The organism is Streptomyces hawaiiensis (assembly GCF_004803895.1).
GTDB classification, from domain to species: domain Bacteria; phylum Actinomycetota; class Actinomycetes; order Streptomycetales; family Streptomycetaceae; genus Streptomyces; species Streptomyces hawaiiensis.
Window position 1 is genome coordinate 2,363,577 of the sequence record NZ_CP021978.1, and the last position, 25,174, is coordinate 2,388,750.

The 25,174-nt window shown below is 72.0% G+C and carries 31 protein-coding genes; 6 read left to right on the plus strand and 25 right to left on the minus strand.

What is annotated here, in order from left to right:
* Positions 1–21 precede the first annotated feature (21 nt).
* From lgt to hisI, 11 genes are all read right to left on the minus strand, one after another.
* A complete protein-coding gene (gene lgt / locus CEB94_RS10890) occupies positions 22–954 on the minus strand; it encodes a prolipoprotein diacylglyceryl transferase (RefSeq protein ID WP_175432004.1) in 933 nt (310 codons plus the stop codon).
* An 84-nt stretch (positions 955–1,038) separates the two neighbouring features.
* The gene (locus tag CEB94_RS10895; RefSeq protein WP_175432005.1) at positions 1,039–1,815 is read right to left on the minus strand and encodes a DsbA family protein; all 777 of its coding nucleotides are present in this window, start codon (positions 1,813–1,815) and stop codon (positions 1,039–1,041) included.
* A gap of 86 nt (positions 1,816–1,901) precedes the next feature.
* Positions 1,902–2,720, minus strand: a complete 819-nt coding sequence (gene trpA, locus CEB94_RS10900) for a tryptophan synthase subunit alpha (RefSeq protein ID WP_175432006.1) — start codon at positions 2,718–2,720, stop codon at positions 1,902–1,904.
* Positions 2,717–4,000: a tryptophan synthase subunit beta gene (gene trpB, locus CEB94_RS10905; RefSeq protein WP_175432007.1), complete on the minus strand. Its 1,284-nt coding sequence runs from the start codon at positions 3,998–4,000 to the stop codon at positions 2,717–2,719. The genes trpA and trpB overlap by 4 nt, the downstream gene beginning before the upstream one ends.
* 106 nt (positions 4,001–4,106) lie before the next feature.
* On the minus strand, positions 4,107–4,280 hold the full coding sequence (gene trpM, locus CEB94_RS10910; protein ID WP_175432008.1) for a tryptophan biosynthesis modulator TrpM: 174 nt from the start codon (positions 4,278–4,280) through the stop codon (positions 4,107–4,109).
* Positions 4,281–4,302: 22 nt separating this feature from the next.
* Positions 4,303–5,112, minus strand: a complete 810-nt coding sequence (gene trpC, locus CEB94_RS10915) for an indole-3-glycerol phosphate synthase TrpC (protein ID WP_175432009.1) — start codon at positions 5,110–5,112, stop codon at positions 4,303–4,305.
* Positions 5,113–5,252: 140 nt separating this feature from the next.
* Positions 5,253–5,687, minus strand: a complete 435-nt coding sequence (locus tag CEB94_RS10920) for a DUF2752 domain-containing protein (protein ID WP_175432010.1) — start codon at positions 5,685–5,687, stop codon at positions 5,253–5,255.
* Between the two features lie 82 nt (positions 5,688–5,769).
* Positions 5,770–6,021, minus strand: a complete 252-nt coding sequence (locus tag CEB94_RS10925; RefSeq protein ID WP_175432011.1) for an HGxxPAAW family protein — start codon at positions 6,019–6,021, stop codon at positions 5,770–5,772.
* Between the two features lie 120 nt (positions 6,022–6,141).
* Positions 6,142–6,783 carry a TIGR02234 family membrane protein gene (locus CEB94_RS10930; protein WP_175432012.1) on the minus strand — a complete coding sequence of 214 codons (642 nt, stop codon included), beginning with the start codon at positions 6,781–6,783 and terminating at the stop codon, positions 6,142–6,144.
* A 41-nt stretch (positions 6,784–6,824) separates the two neighbouring features.
* The gene (locus CEB94_RS10935) at positions 6,825–8,306 is read right to left on the minus strand and encodes an anthranilate synthase component I (RefSeq protein ID WP_175432013.1); all 1,482 of its coding nucleotides are present in this window, start codon (positions 8,304–8,306) and stop codon (positions 6,825–6,827) included.
* A gap of 11 nt (positions 8,307–8,317) precedes the next feature.
* Positions 8,318–8,761, minus strand: a complete 444-nt coding sequence (gene hisI / locus CEB94_RS10940; protein ID WP_175432014.1) for a phosphoribosyl-AMP cyclohydrolase — start codon at positions 8,759–8,761, stop codon at positions 8,318–8,320.
* An 84-nt stretch (positions 8,762–8,845) separates the two neighbouring features.
* Between hisI and CEB94_RS10945 the strand changes: the two genes are divergently transcribed.
* Complete coding sequence (locus CEB94_RS10945; RefSeq protein WP_175432015.1) at positions 8,846–9,481, plus strand: TIGR03085 family metal-binding protein; 636 nt, start codon at positions 8,846–8,848, stop codon at positions 9,479–9,481.
* A gap of 27 nt (positions 9,482–9,508) precedes the next feature.
* Here CEB94_RS10945 and CEB94_RS10950 read toward each other — a convergent pair whose 3' ends face one another.
* The 10 genes from CEB94_RS10950 to hisD form a co-directional block, all read right to left on the minus strand.
* Complete coding sequence (locus tag CEB94_RS10950) at positions 9,509–9,856, minus strand: MFS transporter (RefSeq protein WP_175432016.1); 348 nt, start codon at positions 9,854–9,856, stop codon at positions 9,509–9,511.
* A gap of 111 nt (positions 9,857–9,967) precedes the next feature.
* Positions 9,968–10,168 (minus strand): hypothetical protein, encoded by a 201-nt coding sequence (locus CEB94_RS10955; RefSeq protein ID WP_175432017.1) that lies wholly within the window; start codon positions 10,166–10,168, stop codon positions 9,968–9,970.
* A gap of 162 nt (positions 10,169–10,330) precedes the next feature.
* On the minus strand, positions 10,331–11,086 hold the full coding sequence (gene hisF, locus CEB94_RS10960) for an imidazole glycerol phosphate synthase subunit HisF (protein WP_175432018.1): 756 nt from the start codon (positions 11,084–11,086) through the stop codon (positions 10,331–10,333).
* A 14-nt stretch (positions 11,087–11,100) separates the two neighbouring features.
* Entirely contained in the window at positions 11,101–11,502 is a 402-nt protein-coding gene (locus CEB94_RS10965) for a RidA family protein (protein ID WP_175432019.1), read from the minus strand.
* A complete protein-coding gene (gene priA / locus CEB94_RS10970) occupies positions 11,499–12,227 on the minus strand; it encodes a bifunctional 1-(5-phosphoribosyl)-5-((5-phosphoribosylamino)methylideneamino)imidazole-4-carboxamide isomerase/phosphoribosylanthranilate isomerase PriA (RefSeq protein ID WP_175432020.1) in 729 nt (242 codons plus the stop codon). Before priA ends, CEB94_RS10965 begins: the two co-directional genes overlap by 4 nt.
* Positions 12,227–12,877, minus strand: a complete 651-nt coding sequence (gene hisH / locus CEB94_RS10975; RefSeq protein WP_175432021.1) for an imidazole glycerol phosphate synthase subunit HisH — start codon at positions 12,875–12,877, stop codon at positions 12,227–12,229. Before hisH ends, priA begins: the two co-directional genes overlap by 1 nt.
* Positions 12,868–13,032 carry a hypothetical protein gene (locus tag CEB94_RS10980; protein WP_031132048.1) on the minus strand — a complete coding sequence of 55 codons (165 nt, stop codon included), beginning with the start codon at positions 13,030–13,032 and terminating at the stop codon, positions 12,868–12,870. The genes hisH and CEB94_RS10980 overlap by 10 nt, the downstream gene beginning before the upstream one ends.
* The gene (gene hisB / locus CEB94_RS10985; protein ID WP_175432022.1) at positions 13,029–13,622 is read right to left on the minus strand and encodes an imidazoleglycerol-phosphate dehydratase HisB; all 594 of its coding nucleotides are present in this window, start codon (positions 13,620–13,622) and stop codon (positions 13,029–13,031) included. The genes CEB94_RS10980 and hisB overlap by 4 nt, the downstream gene beginning before the upstream one ends.
* A complete protein-coding gene (locus CEB94_RS10990) occupies positions 13,619–14,731 on the minus strand; it encodes a histidinol-phosphate transaminase (protein ID WP_175432023.1) in 1,113 nt (370 codons plus the stop codon). Before CEB94_RS10990 ends, hisB begins: the two co-directional genes overlap by 4 nt.
* Positions 14,728–16,092, minus strand: coding sequence for a histidinol dehydrogenase (gene hisD / locus CEB94_RS10995; protein WP_175432024.1), 1,365 nt, complete (start codon positions 16,090–16,092; stop codon positions 14,728–14,730). Before hisD ends, CEB94_RS10990 begins: the two co-directional genes overlap by 4 nt.
* Before the next feature lie 178 nt (positions 16,093–16,270).
* Here hisD and CEB94_RS11000 point away from each other — a divergent pair, with 178 nt between their 5' ends.
* From CEB94_RS11000 to ybaK, 5 genes are all read left to right on the plus strand, one after another.
* A complete protein-coding gene (locus CEB94_RS11000) occupies positions 16,271–17,848 on the plus strand; it encodes an oxidoreductase (protein ID WP_175432025.1) in 1,578 nt (525 codons plus the stop codon).
* A 121-nt stretch (positions 17,849–17,969) separates the two neighbouring features.
* A complete protein-coding gene (locus CEB94_RS11005) occupies positions 17,970–19,001 on the plus strand; it encodes a hypothetical protein (RefSeq protein ID WP_175432026.1) in 1,032 nt (343 codons plus the stop codon).
* 11 nt (positions 19,002–19,012) lie between these two features.
* Complete coding sequence (locus CEB94_RS11010) at positions 19,013–19,753, plus strand: LON peptidase substrate-binding domain-containing protein (RefSeq protein ID WP_175432027.1); 741 nt, start codon at positions 19,013–19,015, stop codon at positions 19,751–19,753.
* A 172-nt stretch (positions 19,754–19,925) separates the two neighbouring features.
* Positions 19,926–20,312, plus strand: a complete 387-nt coding sequence (locus CEB94_RS11015) for a hypothetical protein (RefSeq protein ID WP_175432028.1) — start codon at positions 19,926–19,928, stop codon at positions 20,310–20,312.
* A gap of 99 nt (positions 20,313–20,411) precedes the next feature.
* Complete coding sequence (gene ybaK, locus CEB94_RS11020; protein ID WP_175432029.1) at positions 20,412–20,912, plus strand: Cys-tRNA(Pro) deacylase; 501 nt, start codon at positions 20,412–20,414, stop codon at positions 20,910–20,912.
* Between the two features lie 98 nt (positions 20,913–21,010).
* Here the strand turns inward: ybaK and CEB94_RS11025 are convergent, their stop codons facing one another.
* The 4 genes from CEB94_RS11025 to CEB94_RS11040 form a co-directional block, all read right to left on the minus strand.
* Positions 21,011–21,697 carry an AAA family ATPase gene (locus tag CEB94_RS11025; protein ID WP_175432030.1) on the minus strand — a complete coding sequence of 229 codons (687 nt, stop codon included), beginning with the start codon at positions 21,695–21,697 and terminating at the stop codon, positions 21,011–21,013.
* Between the two features lie 56 nt (positions 21,698–21,753).
* Positions 21,754–22,575 (minus strand): ABC transporter permease, encoded by an 822-nt coding sequence (locus tag CEB94_RS11030; RefSeq protein WP_175432031.1) that lies wholly within the window; start codon positions 22,573–22,575, stop codon positions 21,754–21,756.
* A 103-nt stretch (positions 22,576–22,678) separates the two neighbouring features.
* Entirely contained in the window at positions 22,679–23,653 is a 975-nt protein-coding gene (locus tag CEB94_RS11035) for an ABC transporter ATP-binding protein (RefSeq protein WP_175432032.1), read from the minus strand.
* A gap of 123 nt (positions 23,654–23,776) precedes the next feature.
* Positions 23,777–24,988 carry an NYN domain-containing protein gene (locus CEB94_RS11040; protein ID WP_175432033.1) on the minus strand — a complete coding sequence of 404 codons (1,212 nt, stop codon included), beginning with the start codon at positions 24,986–24,988 and terminating at the stop codon, positions 23,777–23,779.
* Positions 24,989–25,174 lie beyond the last annotated feature (186 nt).

The window sequence follows — 25,174 nt, forward strand, 5'->3', positions numbered from 1 at the left end:
ACCGTCAGATGAGGCAGGCCGTCAGGTCTTCTTGCCCGACCCGGCCCCCGCGTCCGCCTCGGAGTCGTCCGCGACCTCGTCGTCCTTGTCGGCGTTCTCCGGCTTCTCGCCGCCGTCGGCGTCGTCTCCGGAGACCGCGGCAGCCGGTTCCACCACGTCCTCCCGCCCGGGCCGCTTCTTCGACGACACGATCAGGTACGTCACCGCGAGCAGGAACACGAAGAGCGCGGTCCAGACGTTCAGCCGGACGCCCAGGATGTGGTGGGCGTCGTCGACCCGCATGTACTCGATCCACGCCCGGCCCGTGCAGTACGCGGCGACGTACAGCGCGAACGCCCGGCCGTGTCCGAGCCGGAAGCGGCGGTCCGCCCAGATGACCAGGAACGCCACGCCGATGCACCACAGCGACTCGTACAGGAACGTCGGGTGGTACGTGCCCGGCACCCGCCCGTCCGAGGAGGAGGTGATCTCCAGGGCCCACGGCAGGTCGGTGGGCTTGCCGTACAGCTCCTGGTTGAACCAGTTGCCCCAGCGGCCGATCGCCTGGGCGAAGGCGATGCCGGGGGCGATGGCGTCGGCGTACGCGGGCAGCGGGATGCCACGGCGGCGGCAGCCGATCCACGCACCCACCGCGCCGAGCGCGATCGCGCCCCAGATGCCGAGGCCGCCCTCCCAGATCTTGAAGGCGTCCACCCAGTCGCGGCCCTCGCTGAAGTACAGCTCGTAGTCCGTGATCACGTGGTAGAGCCGGCCGCCGACGAGGCCGAAGGGCACGGCCCACACGGCGATGTCGGCCACCGTGCCGGCCCGCCCGCCCCGGGCGATCCAGCGCTTGTTGCCGAGCCAGACCGCGACGAAGACGCCGATGATGATGCAGAACGCGTAGCCGCGCAGCGGAATGGGGCCGAGGTACAGCACCCCGCGCGACGGGCTGGGAATGAAGGCAAGTTCCATGGCAAGGTCGACGCTACCGTGCCGGACCGGGCCCGCGGTGGGCGGCCCGGCTACGGGTCCATAACAGGGGCGGGTGAATGTCCCTTACCCCTGGTTCGCCTCCTGCACCATCTGCTTCAGCTTGGCCGGGGTCATCGTCCGGTCCTGGTAGATGTTCTCGCCGTCGAACAGCACGGTGGGCGTACCCGAGAAGTTGCCCTTGTTGAAGGCCTGGTGGGACTTGGCGACCCAGGCGTTGTGCGTGCCGTCCTCGACGCATGTGCGGAAGGCCGGGGTGTCCAGGCCGTCGACCTTGCCGGCCAGCTCGACCAGCTTGCCGTTGTCCGCGTAGGCGTCGTCGATCTCCGAGGGCTGGTTGTCGAACAGCACGTCGTGGTACGCGGGGAACTTCCCGGCGTCCTGGGCGCAGGCCGCGGCGTTGGCGGCGTTGCGGGAGCCGGTGCCGCGCATGTTGCCGTCGATGAGGGTGACCAGGTGGTACTCGACCTTCAGCCGGCCGGCGTTCGTCAGCTCGTGGATCACCGGCCGGTACGCCGTCTCGAAGGACTTGCAGGCGGGGCAGCGGAAGTCCTCCCACACCGTGAGCGTGGACTTGGCGCTGTCCTTGCCGACCGGGATCGCGAGGCCGTCCTTGCCCTGCGCCCCCGAAGGGGCCACGACCGGGCCCGATGCCTCGCCGCCGTCGTCCTTGCCGGCGTTGGCCGCGACGACGCCGATCACCGCCGCGAGCCCCAGGACGGCGACGACGGCCCCGCCCACGACCAGCGCGCGCCGGCGCTTGTCCGCGGACTTCTGCTTCTCGCGCTCGACCGCCAGCTTCTCCCGGGCGGTGCGCTTACCCTCACGGTTCTTCTCGCTCACACCCCGGAAACGAACCGGGGAGGCGCACCGCGCCTCCCCGGCCCCAGGTCCACCCGTACGAGGGACCTGTATGACTTCCCGCCTTCTTACGCCTGTCCGCGCACGCCCTTGGCGAGGTCGCCCGCGAGCCCGCGCACGGCTTCAAGACCGGCGGCGTCGTCCGGGGCGTCCAGCATCGCCTTGACGAAGGCAGAGCCGACGATCACGCCGTCGGCGAAGCCGGCGACCTCGGCGGCCTGGGCGGGGTTGGAGACACCGAGCCCGACACAGACCGGCAGGTCCGTCCCCGTGGCCCGGGTGCGTTCCACCAGGTCCTGGGCCTGGGAGCTGACGCTGGCCCGGGTTCCGGTGACGCCCATGAGGGAGGCCGCGTAGACGAAGCCGCTGCCCGCCGCGGTGATCTGCGCGAGCCGCTCGTCCTTGCTGCTGGGGGCGACGACGAAGACGGTGGCGAGAGCGTGCTTCTCCGCGTGCTCCCTCCACAGGGCCGACTCCTGCACGGGCAGGTCGGGCAGGATGCACCCGGCGCCGCCCGCCTCGGCGAGTTCGGCGGTGAACCGCTCGACGCCGTAGCGGTCGATGGGGTTCCAGTACGTCATGACGAGGATGGGCTTGCCGGTGGCGGCATGGGCCTCGCGGACCGTGCGCATCACGTCGGCGATCTTGACGCCGCCGCGCAGGGCGATGTCGTCGGCGGTCTGGATGACGGGGCCGTCGAGGACGGGGTCGCTGTGCGGCAGACCCACCTCGACGACGTCGGCGCCGCCGTCGATGACGGCCTTGATCGCGTCGATGCCGCCGTCCACGGTCGGGAACCCGGCCGGGAGGTAGGCGATGAGCGCGGCGCGCCCTTCGGACTTCGCCGCGGCGAGGGTGTCGCTCAACAGCTGGATGGTCCCGCTCACTTGGCGTCCCCCTCGATCTCGGCGGTGCCGGAGGCGTCCTCGGCGACCTCGGCGTCGGTGTCGTACAGGCCGAAGTAGCGCGCGGCGGTGTCCATGTCCTTGTCGCCGCGGCCGGACAGGTTGACCACGATCAGCCCGTCCTTGCCCAGCTCCTTGCCGACCTCCAGGGCGCCGGCCAGCGCGTGGGCGCTCTCGATGGCCGGGATGATGCCCTCGGTGCGCGACAGCAGGCGCAGGGCCTGCATCGCCGCGTCGTCGGTGACCGCGCGGTATTCGCCGCGGCCGGAGTCCTTCAGGTAGGAGTGCTCGGGGCCGATGCCCGGGTAGTCCAGCCCGGCCGAGATCGAGTAGGGCTCGGTGATCTGGCCCTCCTCGTCCTGGAGGACGTAGGAGCGCGAGCCGTGCAGGATGCCGGGCTCGCCCGCGGTGAGGGTCGCGGCGTGCTCACCGGTCTCGACGCCGTGCCCGGCCGGTTCGCAGCCGATGAGGCGGACGTCGGTGTCCGGGATGAAGGCGTGGAAGAGGCCGATGGCGTTGGAGCCGCCGCCGACGCAGGCGACGGCCGCGTCGGGGAGGCGTCCGACGCGCTCCAGGAGCTGGCGGCGGGTCTCGACGCCGATGACCCGGTGGAAGTCGCGGACCATCGCCGGGAAGGGGTGCGGTCCGGCGACGGTGCCGAAGAGGTAGTGGGTGTGGTCGACGTTGGCGACCCAGTCCCGGAAGGCCTCGTTGATGGCGTCCTTCAGCGTGCGGCTGCCGGACTTCACGGCGATGACCTCGGCGCCGAGCATGCGCATGCGGGCCACGTTGAGGGCCTGGCGCTGAGTGTCGATCTCGCCCATGTAGATCGTGCACTCGAGGCCGAACAGCGCACAGGCGGTGGCCGTGGCCACGCCGTGCTGGCCGGCGCCCGTCTCGGCGATGACCCGGGTCTTGCCCATGCGCTTGGTGAGCAGGGCCTGGCCGAGGACGTTGTTGATCTTGTGGGAGCCGGTGTGGTTCAGATCCTCGCGCTTGAGGAAGACGCGGCAGCCTCCGGCGTGCTCGGCGAAGCGGGGCACTTCTGTGAGGGAGCTGGGGCGGCCGGTGTAGTGGACCAGGAGGTCGTCGAGTTCCCTCGCGAACTCCGGATCGTGCTTGGCCTTGTCGTACTCGACGGCCACCTCGTCGACGGCTGCGACGAGGGCCTCGGGGATGAACTTGCCGCCGAAGGCCCCGAAGTAGCCTTCGGGGTTGGGCGTTTGACCCTCGGGGTCGGGGATGAAGAACTGACTGGGCATGCGAATACCTCACGGTGAGTGCGTGTTGATCACTAATCGCCGTGGGGGCGAGGATTGTCTGTCCGCTGCGGGCTGTGTGTGGTTGCTCGCGCAGTTCCCCGCGCCCCTAAAGGAAGGGGCGCTGCTGCCATCGCATGCCGTTGACCTGCCCGGGTTCGTCACCGATGACGTACCGGACGCGGCGGCCGTGAACGCGGCGCGCGGGCGCACGGCAGCCGCGGGGGCGGCAGCCGCGCGCGAGGCGGGCGTACCGGTCCACGGTCGTCAGGGTGGGAGTCATCGGGGCAAGCCTAGCGGGTGAATCAGCTCCGGCCGTGGCGGAGTGCGGGGTGCTCGCCCGCCGCCACCAGGTCGGAGACCGCCGTCCTGGGGTCCTTGCCGGTGACGAGGGACTCGCCGACCAGGACCGCGTCGGCACCGGAGTTGGCATAGGCGATGAGGTCGTGCGGGCCGCGGACGCCGGATTCGGCGATCTTGATGATGTGGTCCGGGATCTCGGGAGCCACGCGCTCGAAGGTGCCGCGGTCGACCTCGAGGGTCTTGAGGTTGCGCGCGTTGACGCCGATCACACGGGCGCCGGCGTCGACCGCGCGCTCGACCTCGTCCTCGTCGTGCACCTCGACGAGCGGCGTGAGCCCGATGGACTCGGCGCGCTCGATGAGGGACTCCAGGGCGGCCTGGTCGAGGGCGGCGACGATCAGCAGCACGACGTCGGCGCCGTAGGCGCGGGCCTCCCACAGCTGGTACGACGTGACGATGAAGTCCTTGCGGAGGACCGGGATGTCCACGCGGGCGCGGACCGCCTCCAGGTCGGCGAGTGAGCCGCCGAAGCGGCGCTCCTCGGTGAGGACGGAGATGACGGCCGCGCCGCCCGCCTCGTAGTCCGCGGCGAGTCCGGCCGGGTCGGCGATCGCGGCCAGCGCGCCCTTGGACGGGCTGGAGCGCTTGACCTCACAGATGACCTTCACGCCGTCGCCGCGCAGTGCGGCCGCGCCGTCCTTGGCCGCGGGAGCCTTCGCCGCGCGCTCCTTGAGCTCGTCGAGGCTGACGCGCGCCTGCCGCTCCGCGAGGTCGGCACGGACTCCGTCGATGATCTCGTCGAGCACACTCACGCGAGCGGCCCCCTTCCAGACTCTTGACAGTTCCAGCGACCGATCGGAAAACCGATGGTCACTGCGATGGTATCCGCAGCGGGGCGTAGGCCTCACATCCGGTTGACGCCGGTCCCACTACCTGGACGTCCGCCCGTTGATCAAGGATGGAGCCAGCCACCGAAGGGCAGGTTCCGGACAACCGTGAAGACCAGCAGCAACGCCCCGAGGCTCCACACCAGCCCGGGGCGGGGGTCGATCCGCAGCGGGCGCCCGCGGGCCGCGTGCACCACCCATACGGTCCACAGCACGGCGAAGCCCAGATAGCCGAGGGTCGCGAGCGCGTTGGCGTGCAGCGCCGTCGGCAGGTCCCCGTGGATGAAGGCGTGCGCGCTGCGCAGTCCGCCGCAGCCGGGGCAGTACAGGCCGGTGTAGCGCAGCAGCGGGCAGGCGGGGTAGTGGCCGGGTTCGTTGGGGTCCACGGTGCCCACGTAGGCGAAGGCGGCGGCGACGGCCGCGAGCACCCCGGCGGGGACGGCCAGGCGGCTCGGGACGCTCTGCGTCACCCTTCGGCTCTCGGCGTTCACGGTATGCATTGTGCCCCGCACGCGCGTGAGGGGCGGTCCCGGCACGTGTGCCGGCCGCCCCTCACGCGACAACGCTGTGTTCCGCCGCGGATCAGCCCTCGGCGCGCGCCGGCTCGCGGTCGCCGGTCATCTGGTGCGGCCGGTGCAGCTCCTTGGGCTGGCCGAGGCCCATCATCCGCATGATGGCGCCGACGACACCGCCGAGGAGCACGACCACCATGCCCGCCCAGAAGCCCACCGGCTGGTCCATCACCATGAACGCGCCCGAGACGCAGAAACCGATGAAGGCGATCGTGACACCGGTCCAGGCGGCCGGGGTGTGACCGTGGCTGCTGCCCGCCATTGCTTGCTCCTCGTTGCTGTGTGCGTGTCTGAGCAGGACGCTCGGGGTCATTGTCCCGCACGCGCGCCCGCAGGGTGAGCGGGGGTGCTCCCCCGGGCCCCCGGGGTCCCCCGCGTGGGCTCAGGCCCCGGTCGGGTCCTCACCGCGGTCGAGTGCCTTCCACAGGTCCTCGGGCCGGTCGGGGTCGACGGCGGGTGCCTTGCGGCGCGGCTGGGGCGTGCCGCCGCGCTCGTAGCGGCCGGACATGGCGGGCCACAGCCGGCCGTAGCGCAGGGCGAGCAGTCCGGCCAGGAGGATCAGGACACCGCCGACGACCGCGACGTACGGCCAGGCGGTGTGGCTGAGGGCGTCGACGGAGGCCGAGGTGTCGCCGGAGGCCTGGGCGGCCTGCTCGTCGAGCGCGGAGCTGTCGGAGGCGCCGAGCAGGGCCGCGGCGACGATGCCGGCGCCGGAGAGCGCCAGCAGCGCGGCGACGGCGAAGCGGCCGGCGCGGCGGACGGCGAAGACGGCGACGAGCGCGGCGAGGCCCACTATGGCGAGCGCCGCGGGAACGCCCGTGACGTCGCTGCCCTTGGCGGTCAGGGGGAAGGCGCCACCGGCCACCGTCGCGGTGCCCTCCGACCATTGCTGGCGGGTGGCGAGCAGCGCCACGGCCGCGCCGAGCGCGCCGCTCAGCAGCGCGACGGCGAGGCTCAGGCGGCCGGCCCGGGCGGATCCGGGGGCTTCGGAACGGGGGTGCGGTACAGCAGTCACGTACCCCACTATCGCCTGAACCCCGGGCGAACCGTCACCCGGGGTTCATCTCAGCCCTTTCCGAGCCGGTTCGCCGTGTGGACGGCCCGCAGCACCGCGGCCGCCTTGTTGCGGCACTCGGTGTCCTCGGCGACCGGGTCGGAGTCGGCGACGATGCCCGCGCCGGCCTGGACGTAGGCGGTGCCGTCGCGCAGGAGGGCCGTGCGGATGGCGATGGCGGTGTCGGAGTCGCCGGCGAAGTCGAGATAGCCCACGCAGCCGCCGTACAGCCCGCGCCGGGACGGTTCGAGTTCGTCGATGATCTGCATGGCGCGGGGCTTGGGGGCGCCGGAGAGGGTGCCGGCCGGGAAGCAGGCGGTGAGGACGTCGAAGGCCGTGCGGCCCGGGGCGACGCGGCCCGTCACGGTCGAGACGATGTGCATGACGTGCGAGTACCGCTCGACGGACATGAAGTCGACGACCTCGACCGAGCCGGGCTCGCAGACCCGTCCCAGGTCGTTGCGTCCCAGGTCGACGAGCATCAGGTGCTCGGCGCGCTCCTTGGGGTCGGCGAGCAGTTCGTCGGCGAGGGCCTGGTCCTCCTGCGGCGTGGCGCCGCGCCAGCGGGTGCCGGCGATGGGGTGGACCATGGCCCGGCCGTCCTCGACCTTGACCAGGGCCTCGGGGGACGAGCCGACGACGTCGAACCCGTCGAAGCGGAACAGGTACATGTACGGGGACGGGTTGGTGGCCCGCAGGACCCGGTAGACGTCCAGCGCGCTCGCCGTGCACGGCGTCTCGAAGCGCTGGGAAGGGACCACCTGGAAGGCCTCGCCCGCCCGAATGCGCTCCTTGATGTCCTCGACGGCCACCCGGAAGTCGGGGCCGCCCCACAGCGCCGTGTACTCGGGGAGCTCGGAGGGCGGGAGCACGGCCGGGGGCTGGGCGACCGCGCGGGAGAGGTCGGCCTCCATGGCGTCGAGGCGGGCGACGGCGCCCACGTAGGCCTCGTCGACGCCCGTCTCCAGGTCGTTGTGGTTGATCGCGTTGGCGATCAGCAGGACCGAGCCCTCCCAGTGGTCCATGACGGCCAGGTCGCTGGTGAGGAGCATGGTCAGCTCGGGCAGCTTCAGGTCGTCGCGCTCGCCGGGGCCGATCTTCTCCAGACGGCGGACGATGTCGTAGCCGAGGTAGCCGACCATGCCGCCGGTGAAGGGCGGCATGCCCTCCTGGTGGGGCGTGTGCAGGGCTTCGATGGTGGCGCGCAGGGCGACGAGGGGGTCGCCGTCCGTGGGGACGCCGACCGGTGGGGCACCGAGCCAGTGGGCCTGCCCGTCGCGTGCGGTGAGGGTGGCGTGGCTGCGTACGCCGACGAACGAGTACCGGGACCAGGAGCGGCCGTTCTCCGCGGACTCCAGCAGGAAGGTGCCGGGGCGCTCGGCGGCGAGCTTGCGGTAGAGCGCGACCGGGGTGTCGCCGTCGGCGAGGAGCTTGCGGGTGACGGGGATGACCCGCCGGTCGGTGGCGAGCTTGCGGAAGGTCTCGAGGTCCATGGCGGCTGACCTTACTGATCCGTGGCGGAGCCGTCGGGACGGCCGTCCTTGAGCAGCACGTCGGTGTCGAAACACGTGCGCGCGCCGGTGTGGCAGGCGGCGCCGACCTGGTCGACCTTGACGAGCACGGTGTCGGCGTCGCAGTCCAGGGCGACGGACTTCACCCACTGGAAGTGGCCGGAGGTGTCGCCCTTGACCCAGTACTCCCGGCGGCTGCGCGACCAGTAGGTGCACCGGCCGGTGGTCAGGGTGCGATACAGCGCCTCGTCGTCCATCCAGCCGAGCATGAGCACCTCTCCGGTGTCGTGCTGCTGGGCGATGGCGGGCAGGAGACCGTCGGGGCTGCGCTTGAGACGCGCGGCGATCTCCGGGTCGAGGCGACTGGATGGAGCACTGTGGCGCGGAGCGCCCCCGTGAGGAGCGGTGGCCGGGCGACGGGCGGGCGTGCTGGTCATGCCGTCCATTGTGCCGCGCACCGCTGACAGCCCAGGTGGAGTGTCCACTGGGCGGACCGGGGGGCCGGCCGTAGGCTGGGGCGCATGTCGACCCATGCCAAGCGTGAACGACTTCTCCTCGCCGACCTGTTGGAGACCGCGGGCCCGGACGCGCCCACCCTGTGCGAGGGCTGGACGACCCGGGACCTCGCCGCGCACGTGGTGGTGCGCGAGCGCCGCCCGGACGCCGCCGGCGGGATACTGATCAAGCAGCTCGCGCCGCGCCTGGACAAGGTGATGGCGGAGTACACCGACAAGCCGTACGAGGAGCTGATCCAGCTGATCCGTACGGGCCCCCCGCGTTTCTCGCCCTTCTCCCTCAAGCCGCTCGACGAGGCGTCGAACATCATCGAGTTCTACGTCCACACCGAGGACGTCCGCCGCGCCCAGCCCGACTGGTCGCCCCGCGAGCTCGACCCGGTCTTCCAGGACGCCCTGTGGTCCCGCCTGGAGCGCACCGCCCGTCTGATGGGCCGCGGCGTCACCACAGGCCTGGTCCTGCGCCGCCCCGACGGCCAGACGGCGGTCGCCCACCGCGGCACCCCGGTGGTCACGGTGACCGGCGAGCCGTCGGAACTGGTCCTGTTCTGCTACGGCCGCCAGAGCGCGGCCAAGGTCGACCTGGACGGCGACGAGAACGCCATCGCGAAGCTCCACGAGACGAAGCAGCTCGGGATCTGAGGCGGCCACCACGGACCGGCGGACCGGTCAGCGCGGGAGCTCGGCGCGGCGCAGCGGCGCCGAGCACAACGTGACGACAACGCCCAGGGCGCAGATCGCCGCGCACACCGCGAAGACCGGGCCCGCCCACCAGCGCTCGACCGCGGCGCCCACCAGCGGGAAGGCGAGCGGGGCGACGCCGAAGCCGACCAGGGTGGCGACGGAGGTGACCCGGCCGACATAGGCCGGACCGGCCGTGACCTGGAGCAGCGCCCCTCTCAGGGCACCGCCGAGCCCGGCCGCCAGGCCGATGACCAGGCCCACCGCGGTCGCCGCCGGCACGGACGGCACGTGTGCCAGCGCGGCGATCGCCAAGCAGCCGATGAGCTCCCCCACGGCCATGACCAGCCCGGCCCGGGCAATCCGCCCGCGCAGTGCGAGCAGCAGCGACGCGCCCCCGGCGCCGACCCCGAACCCGGCCAGTACCCACCCCGTCCCGGCGGACCCTCATCCCTGCTCCCGGGCCAGCAGGGTCAGCCCCAGATTCATCGGCCCGACGAAGCCGAGATCGGCCAGGGCCATGGCGATGGCCAGGGGACGCAGGACGCGGTCGTGGACGATGTGGCGCAGTCCGTCGCGCAGGTCGGCCCGGGCGGTGCGGCGGGGGCGGCCTTCGTCGGGGGTGGACGTGTCCTTCTCGTCCGGCACCGGTCCACCGGCCCGCAGGACCCACAACACCGGTAACGACACCCCGATCAGGACAGGAAGGGAAGGTTGCGCAATAAATTTTGCCCAACTTCTCTTTTGTGTCTTCCCGCGAGAAAGCCCCGGCCGCGCCACGCGACCGGGGCTTGTGCGAGGGAGGGGGCGTCACCGCACCGGGTGGCCCGCCTCCCTGAGCGTCTGCTTGACCTCGCCGATCCGCAGGTCGCCGAAGTGGAAGACCGACGCCGCCAGGACCGCGTCCGCGCCTGCCCCGACGGCCGGAGGGAAGTCGGTGAGCCTGCCGGCGCCGCCCGAGGCGATGACCGGGACCGTGACGTGCTTACGGACGGCCCGGATCATCTCCAGGTCGTAGCCGTCCTTGGTGCCGTCCGCGTCCATCGAGTTGAGCAGGATCTCGCCCGCGCCGAGTTCCGCGGCCTGGTGGGCCCACTCGACGGCGTCGATGCCGGTGCCTGTGCGGCCGCCGTGGGTGGTCACCTCGAAGGAACCGGACTCCGTACGGCGGGCGTCCACCGACAGGACCAGGACCTGGCGGCCGAAGCGCTCGGCGATCTCGCGGATCAGCTCCGGGCGGGCGATGGCGGCGGTGTTGACGCCGACCTTGTCCGCGCCCGCGCGCAGCAGCTTGTCCACATCCTCGGCTGTGCGGACGCCGCCGCCGACCGTGAGCGGGATGAACACCTGCTCGGCCGTGCGGCGCACCACGTCGTAGGTGGTCTCGCGGTTGCCCGACGAGGCGGTGATGTCCAGGAACGTCAGCTCGTCGGCGCCCTCGGCGTCGTACACCTTGGCCATCTCGACGGGGTCGCCCGCGTCGCGCAGGTTCTGGAAGTTGACGCCCTTGACGACCCGGCCGTTGTCCACGTCCAGGCAGGGGATGACTCGGACCGCCAGGGTCATGAATCCTGCTCCTCTTAGTGTTCCTGTGAGGGTGTCCCTCTGAATGCTTCCACTTCCACCGACACCAGGACCCGGGAGTCGATGAAGCCCTGCACGACCAGCAGGGTCGTGACCGGGCGTACGGCGTCGAACAGTTCCTTGTGGGCCCGGCCCACCGCGTCGACGTCCCGGGCGTGTGCCAGGTACACACGGGTGCGGATCACGGACTCGACTCCGAGCCCGAACTCGCCGATCGCCTCCAGAGCGGTGGCGAAGGCCACCTTGGCCTGCTCGTACGGGTCGCCGTCGCCGTAGACGACGTCGCCCTTGAAGGAGGTCGTGCCCGCGACCAGCACGCGGTCGCCCGCCGCGACGGCTCGTGCAAAACCGAAGGACTCTTCCCAGGGACTTCCGCTCTGCACACGCCGTACGGTCATGACGACACAGCCTCCAAGGCTTCTTCCAGGGTGAACGCCTTCGCGTACAGCGCCTTCCCGACGATGGCACCTTCGACACCGAGCGGGACGAGGTCGGCGATGGCCCGCAGGTCGTCGAGCGAGGAGACCCCGCCGGAGGCCACGACCGGGCGGTCGGTCGCGGCGCACACATTGCGCAGCAGCTCCAGGTTCGGGCCCTGGAGGGTGCCGTCCTTGGCGATGTCGGTGACGACGTACCGCGCGCAGCCCTCCTGGTCGAGGCGCTCCAGCGTCTCGTAGAGGTCGCCGCCGTCGCGGGTCCAGCCGCGCCCGCGCAGGGTCGTGCCGCGCACGTCGAGACCCACCGCGATCTTGTCGCCGTGCTCGGCGATGACCTTGGCGACCCACTCCGGGGTCTCCAGGGCGGCCGTGCCCAGGTTGACGCGCTTGCAGCCGGTGGCGAGGGCGGCGGCGAGGGTGTCGTCGTCGCGGATGCCGCCGGACAGCTCCACCTTGATGTCCATCGCCCGGGCGACCTCGGCGATCAGCTCGCGGTTGTTCCCGGTGCCGAACGCGGCGTCCAGGTCGACCAGGTGCAGCCACTCGGCGCCGGAGCGCTGCCAGGCGAGGGCGGCCTCCAGCGGGGATCCGTAGGAGGTCTCCGTGCCGGACTCGCCGTGCACCAGGCGGACGGCCTGGCCGTCACGGACGTCGACAGCGGGCAGGAGTTCGAGCTTCGAGACCATCAGAGGGTTCCGATCCAGTTGTTCAGCAGCTGGGCTCCGGCGTCGCCGGACTTCTCGGGGTGGAACTGCGTGGCCCACAGGGCGCCGTTCTCGACGGCAGCGACGAACGGCTTGCCGTGCGTGGACCAGGTGACCTTGGGGGCCTCCATCGCCGGGTTGTGGGTCTCCAGCGACCAGTCGTGGACGGCGTAGGAGTGCACGAAGTAGAAGCGGGCGTCCGCGTCCAGGCCCGCGAACAACCGCGAACCGGGCGCCGCCTCTACGGTGTTCCAGCCCATGTGGGGCACGATCTCGGCCTGGAGCGGCTCGACCGAGCCGGGCCACTCGTCGAGGCCCTCGCTCTCCACGCCGTGCTCGATGCCGCGGGCGAAGAGGATCTGCATGCCGACGCAGATGCCCATGACCGGGCGGCCGCCGGACAGCCGGCGGTCGACGATCCAGTCGCCGCGCGCCTCGCGCAGGCCCGTCATGCAGGAGGCGAAGGCGCCGACGCCGGGCACCAGCAGGCCGTCGGCGTTCAGAGCCTTGTCGTAGTCACGGGTGATCTCGACGTCGGCTCCCGCGCGCGCGAGGGCGCGCTCGGCGGAACGGACGTTGCCGAAGCCGTAGTCGAAGACGACGACCTTCTTCTGAAGGGCGCTCAATTCCACACCTCCAGCCTCACGACACCGGCCGCCAGGCACATCGCGGCGCCGATGGAGAGCAGCACGATCAGGCCCTTGGGCATCTTCTGCTTGATGAAGGAGTAGATCCCGCCGAGGAGGAAGAGACCGACGACGATCAGCAGGGTCGAGGTGCCGTTCACAGGGCGCCCTTCGTGGACGGGAGGATGCCGACCGCACGCGGGTCGCGTTCGGACGCGTAACGCAGGGCCCGGGCGAGCGCCTTGAACTGGCACTCCACGATGTGGTGCGCGTTGCGCCCGTAGGGCACGTGCACGTGAAGCGCGATCTGCGCCTGGGCCACGAAGGACTCCAGGATGTGCCGGGTCATGGTGGTGTCGTACTCGCCGATCATCGGCGCCATCTTCTCGGGCTCGGTGTGCACGAGGTACGGGCGGCCGGAGAGGTCGACGGTGACCTGGGCGAGGGACTCGTCCAGCGGGACCGTGCAGTTGCCGAAGCGGTAGATGCCCACCTTGTCGCCGAGGGCCTGCTTGAAGGCGGCGCCGAGGGCGAGGGCGGTGTCCTCGATGGTGTGGTGCGAGTCGATGTGCAGATCGCCCTCGGTCTTCACGGTCAGGTCGAACAGACCGTGCCGGCCGAGCTGGTCGAGCATGTGGTCGTAGAAGCCGACGCCGGTGGAGATCTCCGTCTTGCCGGTGCCGTCGAGGTCGATCTCGACAAGGACGGACGTCTCCTTGGTCGTCCGTTCCACGCGTCCTACGCGGCTCATAGCTCCTGCTCCTTCTTCAGTTCACGGACCGCGTCGAGGAACGCGTCGTTCTCTTCGGGGGTTCCGGCGGTGACCCGGAGCCAGCCGGGTACGCCGTTGTCCCGGACCAGGACGCCCCGGTCGAGGATCTTCTGCCAGGTCTCGTGGGAGTCCTCGAACCGGCCGAACTGCACGAAGTTCGCGTCCGACGCGGTCACCGCGTAGCCGATCGCGAGCAGTTCGGTGACCAGGCGGTCCCGTTCGGTCTTGAGCTGCTCGACGTAGCCGAGCAGCGTTCCGGTGTGCTCCAGGGCGGCCAGGGCGGTCGCCTGGGTCACGGCCGACAGGTGGTAGGGCAGCCGGACCAGCTGGACGGCGTCGACGACGGCGGGGTGCGCCGCGAGGTAGCCGAGGCGCAGGCCCGCCGCGCCGAACGCCTTCGACATCGTGCGGGAGACGACGAGGTTCGGGCGGCCCTGAAGCAGCGGCAGCAGGGAGTCGCCGTGGCTGAACTCGATGTACGCCTCGTCGACGACCACCATCGAGGGCTTCGCCGCCTGCGCGGCCTCGTACAGCGCGAGGACCGTCTCGGGCGGGACGGCGGTGCCCGTGGGGTTGTTGGGGGTGGTGACGAAGACGACGTCCGGCTGGTTCTCGGCGATGGCCTTCTCGGCGGCGGCGAGGTCGATCGTGAAGTCCTCGTGGCGGGGTCCGGAGATCCAGCCCGTGCCCGTACCGCGTGCGATGAGGCCGTGCATCGAGTACGACGGTTCGAAGCCGATGGCCGTGCGGCCCGGTCCGCCGAAGGTCTGCAGCAACTGCTGGATGACCTCGTTGGAGCCGTTGGCCGCCCAGACGTTGGCCACGCCGACCTCGTGGCCGGAGGTGTCGGTGAGGTACTTCGCCAGCTGCGTGCGCAGCTCGACCGCGTCCCGGTCCGGGTAGCGGTTGAGGTCGCGGGCCGCCTCACGGACCCGCTCGGCGATCCGCTCGACCAGCGGCTCGGGCAGCGGGTAGGGGTTCTCGTTGGTGTTCAGCCGTACGGGGACGTCCAGCTGGGGCGCGCCGTAGGGGGACTTGCCGCGCAGCTCGTCCCGTACGGGGAGATCGTCGATACGTACGTCGTTCACTGGCTCTCGGGTACCTTCCAGCCACGCGAGACGTGTTCGTCTCCGACAAACCTGGCCTTGATCGCCGCGCCGTGCGCGGGCAGGTCCTCCGCCTCCGCCAGCGTCACCACGTGGTGCGCGACCTCGGCCAGGGCGTCCCGCGTGTAGTCGACGATGTGGATGCCGCGCAGGAAGGACTGGACGGACAGGCCCGAGGAGTGGCAGGCGCAGCCGCCGGTGGGCAGGACGTGGTTGGAGCCGGCCGCGTAGTCGCCGAGGGAGACCGGCGCCCAGGGGCCGATGAAGATCGCGCCGGCGTTGCGGACCCGGTCGGCCACGGCTGCCGCGTCGGCCGTCTGGATCTCCAGGTGTTCGGCGCCGTACGCGTCGACCACCCTCAGGCCCTCGTCGATACCGTCGACCAGCACGATCGCGGACTGCCTGCCGGACAGGGCCGGGACGATCCGGTCGTCGACGTGCTTGGTGGCCGCGAGCTGCGGGTCCAGCTCCTTCTCGACCGCGTCCGCGAGGTCGGCGGAGTCGGTGACGAGGACGGCGGCGGCCAGCGGGTCGTGCTCGGCCTGGCTGATCAGGTCGGAGGCGACGTGCACCGGGTCGGCCGTGTCGTCGGCGAGGACCGCGATCTCGGTCGGGCCGGCCTCGGCGTCGATGCCGATCTTGCCGGTGAAGTAGCGCTTGGCTGCGGCGACCCAGATGTTGCCGGGGCCGGTGACCATGTTCGCGGGGGCGCAGGACTCGGTGCCGTAGGCGAACATCGCGACGGCCGTGGCACCGCCGGCCGCGTACACCTCGTCGACGCCGAGCAGCGCGCAGGCGGCGAGGATGGTCGGGTGCGGCAGGCCGCCGAAGTCGGCCTGGGCGGGAGAGGCGAGCGCGACGGACCCGACGCCGGCCTCCTGCGCGGGCACCACGTTCATGATCACGGAGGACGGATACACGGACCGGCCGCCGGGCGCGTAGAGCCCGACGCGGTCGACTGGAACCCACTTCTCGGTCACGGTGCCGCCGGGCACGACCTGGGTGGTGTGCGTCGCACGGCGCTGCTCGCGGTGGACGATCCGGGCGCGGCGGATGGACTCCTCCAGGGCCGCGCGCACGGCCGGGTCGAGCTCCTCCAGCGCGCGCGTGAGCGCGGCGGCCGGCACCCGGACCTGGTCGAGCCTGACCCCGTCGAACCGCTCGGCCGCGTCGATCAGCGCCGCGTCGCCCCGATGATGCACGTCCTCGCAGATCGGACGCACCTTCTCGAGGGCGGCCGCCACGTCGAAGTCGGCTCGGGGCAGCAGGTCGCGCAGGGCGGGGCCCTCGGGGAGGGCGTCGCCGCGCAGATCGATTCGGGCCAGGAGGGAATTTCGCAGCACGTGCCCAATTCTCTCAGACCCGGGTGAGGCACCGTTCGCGCGTATCAATGGCTGATACAGAACGCCGCAGGCACGCGGAAGATCCACCTCACTTTGTGTGTTCGGCGCGTCACGCGGCGGGCATGAACTGGTGTACGAGGGAAGTGACCCGCGAGTACCCGGGGAGGAAGGAAGAGCTGTGACCGAGGGGGCCGGCGTCCGTGCCGGGGATGTGCCCGACGACCTGACAGCGGCCGAGGCCGGCATGTGGCAGGCCTTCCGCAACGGCACCGTGTACGACCTGAGCGGCGGCGACGCCCTGGTGGACGATCCGCACGGCGGCCACCCGTGGGGCGAGGAGCGGACCGTGAGGGCCCGGATCGTGTGCTGGCTGCTCCTGGACGGCCCGCCCGCCCTGGCCGGCCGCGTGTCGTCGCTGAAGCTGACCGGTGTGCGGGTCAGCGGCTCACTGGACCTCGCCGGCGGCACGGTGGTGCCGTACGTCGAGATGCGCCGGTGCCGGTTCGAGCGGGACGTGCTGCTGCCGGAGGCCCGCTTCACGACGCTGCGGATGGTGGACTGCTCGGTGCCGCGGCTCGAGGCGGCGCGGGTGCACACGGAGGGTGACCTGCATCTGCCGCGCTGCCGCTTCCGCCGCGGCATCCGGCTCACGGACGCGCAGATCGGCACGGACCTGATGCTCAACCAGACGATCGTGCACCGGGACCGCAGCGGCCGGTCCATCGCCGGGGACGGTATGACCGTCGGCCAGGACTTACAGGCGGAGCTGCTGGAGTCGCACGGCGAGCTGAGCCTGCGCGCGGCCACCATCGGCGTCTCCCTGAGCCTGCGCGGTGCGCGCCTGTCCAACCCCTTCGAGCGGCTCGCGCTCAACGCCCCGCAGCTGACCGTCGAGCGCAGCCTGTATCTGACGCCGGCGGGGGTCGGCGCCCAGGCGATGAGCGGGATGACCCCGGCGCAGGGGACGCTGATCCAGCGCTTCGCGTGCGAGGGCGGGATCCGGCTGGACGACGGCCGCTTCGGCGACGCCGTCGACTTCGAGCAGGCCCGGTTCACCCTCGGCGACGACCAGGAGCTGTCGCTGCGCCGGGTGCAGACGCCGGAGCTGCGCTTCCTCGGGGAGCAGCCGGTGCGCGGCCGGGTGGTGCTGTCCGGGGCGAAGGTCATCAACCTGATGGACCGGGCGGACGCCTGGCCGGGCCCGGGGCGGCTGCACATGGGCGGCTTCGCCTACGAGAACCTGGTGCCACGCGGGCCGTTCCCGCTGGCCGAGCGGCTGGACTGGGTGGCGGCGGCGACCGCCGAGTACAACCCGGAGCCGTACGAGCGGCTCGCGGCCGTACTGCGGGCCGGCGGGGAGGACGAGGACGCCCGCGAGGTGCTGCTCGCCAAGCAGCGCCGGCATCGCGAGAGCCTGCCGATGGCGGCCAAGCTGTGGGGTTACGCGCAGGACTGGACGGTCGCCTACGGGTACCGGCCGGGCCGGGCCGCGGTGTGGATGGCGGTGCTGTGGGCGGCGGGCTCCCTCGCCTTCGCGCAGGCCGGGCATCCGCCGATGAAGCGGGGCGAGCATCCGGAGTGGAACCCCGCGCTGTTCACCCTCGATCTGCTGCTGCCGGTCATCGACCTGGGCCAGGTGGGCTTCTGGCAGCTGCGCGGCGGCTGGCAGTGGCTGGCGGCGGCGATGATCCTGCTCGGCTGGATCCTGGCGACGACGGTGGCGGCGGGGGCGACGCGGCTGCTGCGACGCAACTGATGGTGCTGGTGTGACCACAGTTGTGAAACTGTCACGTTTTTACGTTCTCTTGACCATCGGATGTACAACTTTCCGTAGGTTCCATGAACAGTCTGGCGCCGTCAGGACCGGCCGACTTTCAATGGTCGGCACCATGGCAATGCAGCTCCCGTTCATCCGCGCGAGCCGGATGGCAAGGCCCGCCCCCCACCTCGTCGGCGAGCCGCGCGCCGACGACGAGGTGCTGCTCGACGCGCCCGACGCCCGGCTGAGTCCGGCCCTGGTCGCCGCCGCCCGCGGCGACCACGGGCCGGCCGCCACGCTGCTCCGGGCCACGCGCGTGGCCGGCGAGTGGGAGCGGCGCGACCGGTACGTGACCCGGCTGGCCGCCTTCGCGCGCTCGCGGCCCGAGTGGCTGGACGCCTGGCTCGCCACCGCCCCGCAGGACCCCGACGCGCTGCTGCTCGGGGCCCAGCTGGCGGTGGACCGCGCCTGGCGGTCACCGGCCCGGGCCGAGCTGCTGCGCGAGGTGAGCCCGCTGATCACGGCCGCGGCCCGGGGCGACCAGCGGGACCCGGTGCCGTGGCGGCTCGCGCTCGACCACGCCCGGGGCGCACAGGCCGGGCACACGTACTTCGAGGAACTGTGGACGGCGGCCGTCCGCCGTGCCCCGCACCACTACGGCTGCCACGGGGCGGCCCTGCGCTACCTGGCCACCTACTGGCACGGATCGCACCACGAGTGCTTCGACTTCGCCGACCGGGCCGCGCAGGACGCTCCGGCCGGAGCGCTCGTCCAGGCCCTGCCGCTGCGGGCCGCCTTCGGCTACCTCACCGACGACTGCGGGCCCGAGGTGCCGCGCGAGCGGCTGGACGCGGCCGTCGACCGGGCGATCGCGCTGTCCCCGCGGCTGCCGGCGGCCGACCCCTGGCCGGCCCGGATGCGCAACCTGCTGATCTTCGTCCTGGTGTGTCTGGAGCGCTGGCCGGACGCCGCCGAACAGCTGCGCCTGAACGGCCCGTACGCCACCTCCTTCCCCTGGGACCAGGTGTCGGACGACCCGCTCGGCCACTTCCTGCGGGTACGCGAGGACATCCGGGCCGCGGCGGCCGGAGGCCCCTTCGGGCATCCACGCAGTGAACGGGGCGGACGAGTCCGCCCCGGCGACCATTAGGCTTTTGCGTCGTGACCACCGTCCGGCTTCCCCTCTTCCCCTTGAACTCGGTGCTGTTCCCGGGGCTCGTGCTCCCGCTCAACGTCTTCGAGGAGCGGTATCGCGCCATGATGCGCGAGCTGCTGAAGACACCTGAGGACGAGCCGCGCCGGTTCGCCGTCGTGGCGATCCGCGACGGCCACGAGGTGGCCTCGACCGCACCGGGCATGCCCGACCCGACAGCCCTGCCCCAGCGGGGACCCGCGGCCGGTTTCGGCACGGACCCGGTCAAGGCGTTCCACACAGTCGGCTGTATCGCGGACGCGGCGACGATCCGGGAGCACACCGACGGCTCCTTCGAGGTGCTGGCGACGGGCACGACCCGGGTGAAGCTGCTGTCCGTCGAGGCGTCCGGGCCCTTTCTGACGGCCGAACTGGAGCCGCTGGCGGAGGAACCGGGCGACGAGGCCGCGCCGTTGGCAGAGGGAGTGCTGCGGTCCTTCCGCCAGTACCAGAAGCGGCTGGCCGGGGCCCGGGAAAGGTCCCTGGCGACGGGGGCCGACCTGCCGGACGAGCCGGGCGTGGTGTCGTACCTCGTGGCGGCCGCAATGATGCTGGACACCCCGGCCAAGCAGCGCCTGCTCCAGGCCCCCGACACGGCGTCGCGGCTGCGCGACGAGCTGAAGCTCCTTCGCTCCGAGACGGCGATCATCCGTAGTCTGCCGTCGTTGCCGGCGTCGGAGCTGACGCGCGGCCCGATGAGTCTCAACTGAGGGAAGGACACGTCTCGACGGAGACGAAGAGGACGGTTTCCCGCCGGGGTGCAAGGGGCGAATCCGGCCACCGGGACGACTGAAAACCTGTGGGACCCCCGTGATCGACCTGCTTATGATCAAGCCCGACCGGCCATGATCATGGCCATGACCGCATCAAGGGGGATACCCAATGAGTCGTGCACGCATTCTCACCGTCGCCGCCGGTGTCGCGATCGGTTCCACGCTCCTGGTCGCGCCCGCGCACGCGGCGCCCGCCAAGGCCCAGGACCGCGTCGAGTGCACCAGCCTGAGCAACGGGCAGCTGTGCATATCGCTGAACACGAGCCCCAGCCGTGTCGAGGTCTTCTACACGAAGAAGTCCGGCGGGCAGATCAGGGCGCAACTGGGCTACCGCACCACCAACGGCGGGACCACGTACGGAGGGACCGACACCATCTCGGTAGGCGACCGGGAGGTCTCGACCTGGACCATGAGCTACCGCTGTGACGTGGACTGGAAGGGCCTGATCAAGGTCGAGGGCCAGGGGACCTTCGAGACCCCGTGGGCGACCTGCTGACCCAGGCTCAGCAGGTGTGACCGACCTCGTGTGCCGCCCCGTCCGGGACCTCTCCGGGCGGGGCGGTCCGCGTTCCACCGTCTGGAAGGATGCCGCTCCATGGCGAAGAAGTCGAAGAAGCAGCAGTCCGGCGGCACGCCCGCGACCGTGGCCCTGACGGCGGCGGACGTCACGTACACCGTCCACGCCTACGACCACGATCCCTCACACCCCTCCTACGGCGAGGAGGCCGCCGAGGCGATGGGTGTCTCGCCCGATCGGGTCTTCAAGACGCTGGTGGCGGACGTGGACGGCACGCTGACGGTCGCGGTGGTCCCGGTCGCGGGCCAACTGGACCTCAAGGCCCTGGCAGCAGCGGTGAGCGGCAAACGCGCGACCATGGCCGACCCGACCCTGGCGGAACGCACGACGGGCTATGTCAGGGGTGGCATCTCACCATTGGGCCAGCGCAAGCGCCTGCCGACGGTCCTGGACGACTCGGCTACGACCCACGCGACGATCTGCGTGTCGGCGGGGCGGAGGGGCTTGGAGGTGGAGCTGTCGCCGCAGGACTTGCAGAAGCTGACGGAGGCGGTCCTGGCCCCGATCGGCCGCGCCTAGATCTCGCTGAGCTGCGGGCGATGGTGCTGCCGACGCGGCACCCGTCCCAAAGAGGGCGGCACCGCAACGCGCCCGCCCTCAGCCCCAACGCCGAGCCCCTACGAAGCGGGCGTCCCCTGATACGGCTCGGGTTCCGGATCCCGAGGCCCGAACAACGCCATCAGCCCGAGATGCAACACCAGCGCGGCGAACGGCCAGGCCAGCAACGCCCCCTTCGCCCCCAGCTTCAGCGGCGCGGAGAACGTCACCCCCCGCCCCACTTCCCGCGCGTGGGCGACGACATCCTCCGCGGGCCCGATCCACACCCCCACCCGCCAGGCGAGCAACGACCCGAGCAGCCCTCCGAGGGCCAGCCCCGCCACCAGCGGCACACCGCCACGCCGGCGCAGCAGGAAGACCACGAGCGCGCTCACGACTCCGAAGCCCAGACCGAGCAGCGTGAACGTGCCGTCGACACCGATGCCCTGCTCACCCTCGGTGTCCTGGAGGTAGACGACCCAGTTCCCCTCGGCCACGTCGCCGATCAGCGGCACGTGCGGCGCGAGCCACCACCACAGCACTCCGAGCAGCACCCCGCCGAGCGCCACGGCCACCGCGATCCAGGCGGCTTCCCGCAGTTCCGTCTTCATCCCGGGGCCGTCCTGTCCGTACCAGCCGTGCCCGGCGTACTCGGCATACTCGGCGTGCTGGGACCCGGGAGCCTGAGGCCCGGCGGCCGGCGGCTGCCACGAACCCTGTGCGGAATGCTCATGCGGCGGCGGTGGCGGAGTCAGTGGTGCGGTCACCCTGCCATCGTGCCAGGCCCGCCTGTGTGCCGCGTCACCGGACGACCGCTCCGCGCTCACCGGACGGCCGCCCGGCGGTACGCCCAGGTCGCCACGACCAGCGAGACGACGCCCACGGCCCCGCACACGGCGAGGTCACCGAGGACGAAGGCCCAGTCGGGGTGCGGTCCGAACGTCCGCGCGAAGGCCTCCACGCCGTACGTCGACGGCAGCAGGTCCCGCGTGAAGCGCACGGCCTCCGGCATCCGGTCCGCCGGCAGCACGCCCAGCAGCAGCGCCGCCGACATGCCCAGCTGCCCGAGCAGCGTGGCCAGTTCCGGCCGGGGCGCGAGCAGCCCCAGCGCCGCACCGAGCCCGGCGAGCGCGGCGCCCGCGAGCGGGATCACCGCCATGAGGACCCACAGATGGGCCATCGGCAGCCCGAACAGCACACAGCCGAAGACCGCCGTCACGACGGTCCCGGGCACGGTGAACGAGGCGTACGCGCCCGCCGCGCCCAGCACCACGGCCGCCGGCGGCACCGGCAGCGTCGCGTAGTGGTCGAGCCCGCCGCTGGCCCGCAGCTGCCCGAAGTACTGCGCGAGCAGGTTCAGTGCGACGAAGGCCACCACCAGGACCGACGACCCGGCGACGACGGCCTGCGCCTCCGCCCCGTCGTCCACGACCCCGCGCATCAGGATCATGATCCCGACCGACTGGAAGGTCGCCACGAACAGCAGCGGGATCCGCGCCACCCTCGCCCGGGACAGCTGGGCCCGGTACACGGCCGCCAGCGACGGCCACAGCCGTGCCCGAGGTCCGAGCTCGGCCGCGCACGCGGCGGGCTCCTCCACGGCCAGGACACTGCCCGGCAGGACATCGGCGGGTACGACACTCACGTCGCGCTGCTCCCCTTCGCTCGGGTCCACTGCGGCAGTCGCCTGTTCGGTACGGATGCGGCGGCCGGTGTGCTCACGACCCGCGCGCCCGGCGCCCTCGTGCTCACACCTTCACCAGCCCCTGCTGCGCGGCACCGCCGAGGGCCAGGTACACGTCCTCCAGGCTCGGCGTGGCCAGGGTGAAGTCGTCCAGGGCGGCGAAGGCGGCCCCGCCGGTGACGGTCGCGACGACCGCCCGGGCCTCCTCGGGCCCGAGCCGCAGCGTCCAGCGGCGGCCCGACTCCACGACGCGGTCCTTCAGCGCGGCCACCTCTGGCACGTGCAGCGGAGCCGCGTCCCGCCACACCAGGTCGACGCGCACCTCACCGGCGACCTGCTCCTTGAGCCCGGCGGGGGTGTCGCAGGCGATCACCCGCCCCCGGTCCAGGACGGCCACCCGGTCCAGCACCGTCTCGGCCTCGATGACGTTGTGGGTGACGAGCAGCACCGTCGTCCCGCGCTCGGCCCGGCGCCGGTCGACGGCGGACCACACGGCCCGCCGCGCCACCGGGTCCATGCCGGTGGTCGGCTCGTCGAGCACGAGCAGCGGCCGCTCCCCCACCAGGGCCGCGGCGAAGCACGCCAGGCGCCGCTGGCCCCCCGAGAGCTTCTTCAGCGGCCGCCCGGCGAGCGCCGCGAGGCCCAGCTCGTCGAGGACGGCATCCCGCTCGGCCCGCGCCTGCCGTACGTCCAGGCCGCGCAGCCGTCCGGTGGTCTCGACGGCGAGCGACACGGTCAGCTCGTCGAGGGCGCTCGACTCCTGCCCGAGGTAGGCGAGGATCCGCGCTGCCCGCTCGGGGTGGCGCACGATGTCGTGCCCGAGGATCTCCACACTGCCGCGGTCGGGCCGCATGAGCCCGGTGAGCTGGCGTACGAGGGTGGACTTTCCGGCGCCGTTCGGACCGAGCAGGCCGAAGATCTCGCCTCGGCGGATGTCCAGCGTCACGTCGTCCGTGGCCCGGACCTCGGGTGTTCCGGGTGCGCCGCGCCGGCCCCGGACCGCCGCATAGGTCTTGGTCAGCCCGCGCACCGCGCACACGACGTCACCATCGTGCCGAAATGCCTGTGCCGCCTGCTTCCTCACAAGGGACGAGACTACGGGGTCGGCGGCCCCGGTCCGCTCTCGGGTCGGCCGATACCGGGAAATCCGCCGGCGGAGAACTCAGCCGTCGAGGGGTGGGTGCTCCACGCCCGTGCGCACGCTGATCTCCCGCCAAAAGCCGGCCCGGATGGCGTACCGGTCCCGCTCGTCGATCTGGTCGTCCTTGTGGGCGAGCAGGCCGAAACGGGCGGCGTAGCGCAGCAGCTCCCCGTCGACGCGGTGCGGGATGCGGGGGTACATCCCTGACAGTTTCGGCAGGTGGCTCTGGTCGCCGAGGCGCTCGACCCAGCGCCGGGCGAAGACCTGCCCCACCTCGAAGGGGTCACCGCCGACGGTGGTGATGTCCTCCTCGCGGTCGGCCCACCGCTGCTCTGCGGTGGTCAGCTGGGCGAGCGTCGGCATCGAGGCGGCCTCGGGGGGCTCGGCCGTGGGCCGGTCGACCCAGCCTTTGTCGGAGGACCACCGCAGGGTGGCGGAGGCGGGGTGCTGGGGGGGCTGGGTGCCGGGGGCGCGCAGGGCGGCCAGGTCTTTGGGGGTGGGGACCCCTTTGGCGGCCGGCACCCGCTCCTCGGTGCCGTTCTGCCCGGGGCCGGCCGCCGGGTGCCGGGGCTGCGGGTCGGGCCGTTCGGTCGTGGTGCCGAGCGCGGACTCCGGCAGCGGCGCGGAGAGGATCGCGGCGATCTCGGGCCGGGGGGCGGGCTGCGGCGCGCACCCGCCGGTGTGGTCCTTGGCGCGGACGGCCTTGGTGATCCACGTGCGGTCCAGGACCCGCCGCTCGTCGGCCTCGGCGACCAGGTCCTCGGACTGGTTGTAGTCGCCGTCGGCGGCCTGGACGGCCCACAGGTGGACGGCGACGCCGTGCTCCTTGGCGGCCATCATGCCGGGCAGCAGATCGCCGTCGCCGGTGACGAGGACGACGTCGGAGCAGGCACGGTTGCGGGCCAGTTCGGTGAGCTCGGCGTGCATCGCGGCGTCCACGCCCTTCTGCGCCCAGCGGCCGTCGCTGCGGGTCAGGGCGCCGAGCCGGACGGTGACCCGGGGCATCACGCGCAGCCTGCGGTGCTCGGGTTGCGGGACGCGGTCAGGGGCGCCGTCGAACCAGTAGATGCGCAGCAACGGCTGCTGCGTGTCGGACTCGGCACGTTCTCGCAGCCCCTGGATGAGGGCGGTGTGGTCGACGGTGATGCGGGACCGCGAGGGCTCCCCGGCGAGGAGACTCGCCGCGGCTCCCAGCAGATACCCAGCGTCCACCAGGACGATGCAGCGGTCCACGCGACTCACCCTCTTCCCAGGAGGTTTGCTTCGGGCTTGCTTCGAGTCTGCCCGACGGCGCGGAGGTTAACGGCCGGAACTCGATCTTCGGCGTGGCGTTTCGGGGCGCGCCGCTCCGACCACCCCTGTCACGCACGGTAATTGTCCGACATGCGATCGTTGTCGGCCTGTGTGAATCTGGTCCCG

Excerpts from the sequence above, each read along its gene's own strand:
- hisI (WP_175432014.1), bottom strand. The coding sequence starts at position 8,761 with ATGACCAGCACGCCCGCCCGTCGCCCGGCCACCGCTCCTCACGGGGGC.
- ybaK (WP_175432029.1), top strand. The coding sequence starts at position 20,412 with ATGGCGAAGAAGTCGAAGAAGCAGCAGTCCGGCGGCACGCCCGCGACC.
- CEB94_RS10965 (WP_175432019.1), bottom strand. The coding sequence starts at position 11,502 with ATGACCGTACGGCGTGTGCAGAGCGGAAGTCCCTGGGAAGAGTCCTTC.
- CEB94_RS10935 (WP_175432013.1), bottom strand. The coding sequence starts at position 8,306 with ATGGACCTCGAGACCTTCCGCAAGCTCGCCACCGACCGGCGGGTCATC.
- hisF (WP_175432018.1), bottom strand. The coding sequence starts at position 11,086 with ATGACCCTGGCGGTCCGAGTCATCCCCTGCCTGGACGTGGACAACGGC.
- priA (WP_175432020.1), bottom strand. The coding sequence starts at position 12,227 with ATGGTCTCGAAGCTCGAACTCCTGCCCGCTGTCGACGTCCGTGACGGC.
- CEB94_RS10920 (WP_175432010.1), bottom strand. The coding sequence starts at position 5,687 with ATGCATACCGTGAACGCCGAGAGCCGAAGGGTGACGCAGAGCGTCCCG.
- CEB94_RS11005 (WP_175432026.1), top strand. The coding sequence starts at position 17,970 with ATGGTCGGCACCATGGCAATGCAGCTCCCGTTCATCCGCGCGAGCCGG.
- trpB (WP_175432007.1), bottom strand. The coding sequence starts at position 4,000 with ATGCCCAGTCAGTTCTTCATCCCCGACCCCGAGGGTCAAACGCCCAAC.
- CEB94_RS10945 (WP_175432015.1), top strand. The coding sequence starts at position 8,846 with ATGTCGACCCATGCCAAGCGTGAACGACTTCTCCTCGCCGACCTGTTG.
- CEB94_RS10925 (WP_175432011.1), bottom strand. The coding sequence starts at position 6,021 with ATGGCGGGCAGCAGCCACGGTCACACCCCGGCCGCCTGGACCGGTGTC.
- hisB (WP_175432022.1), bottom strand. The coding sequence starts at position 13,622 with ATGAGCCGCGTAGGACGCGTGGAACGGACGACCAAGGAGACGTCCGTC.
- CEB94_RS11015 (WP_175432028.1), top strand. The coding sequence starts at position 19,926 with ATGAGTCGTGCACGCATTCTCACCGTCGCCGCCGGTGTCGCGATCGGT.
- trpM (WP_175432008.1), bottom strand. The coding sequence starts at position 4,280 with ATGACTCCCACCCTGACGACCGTGGACCGGTACGCCCGCCTCGCGCGC.
- lgt (WP_175432004.1), bottom strand. The coding sequence starts at position 954 with ATGGAACTTGCCTTCATTCCCAGCCCGTCGCGCGGGGTGCTGTACCTC.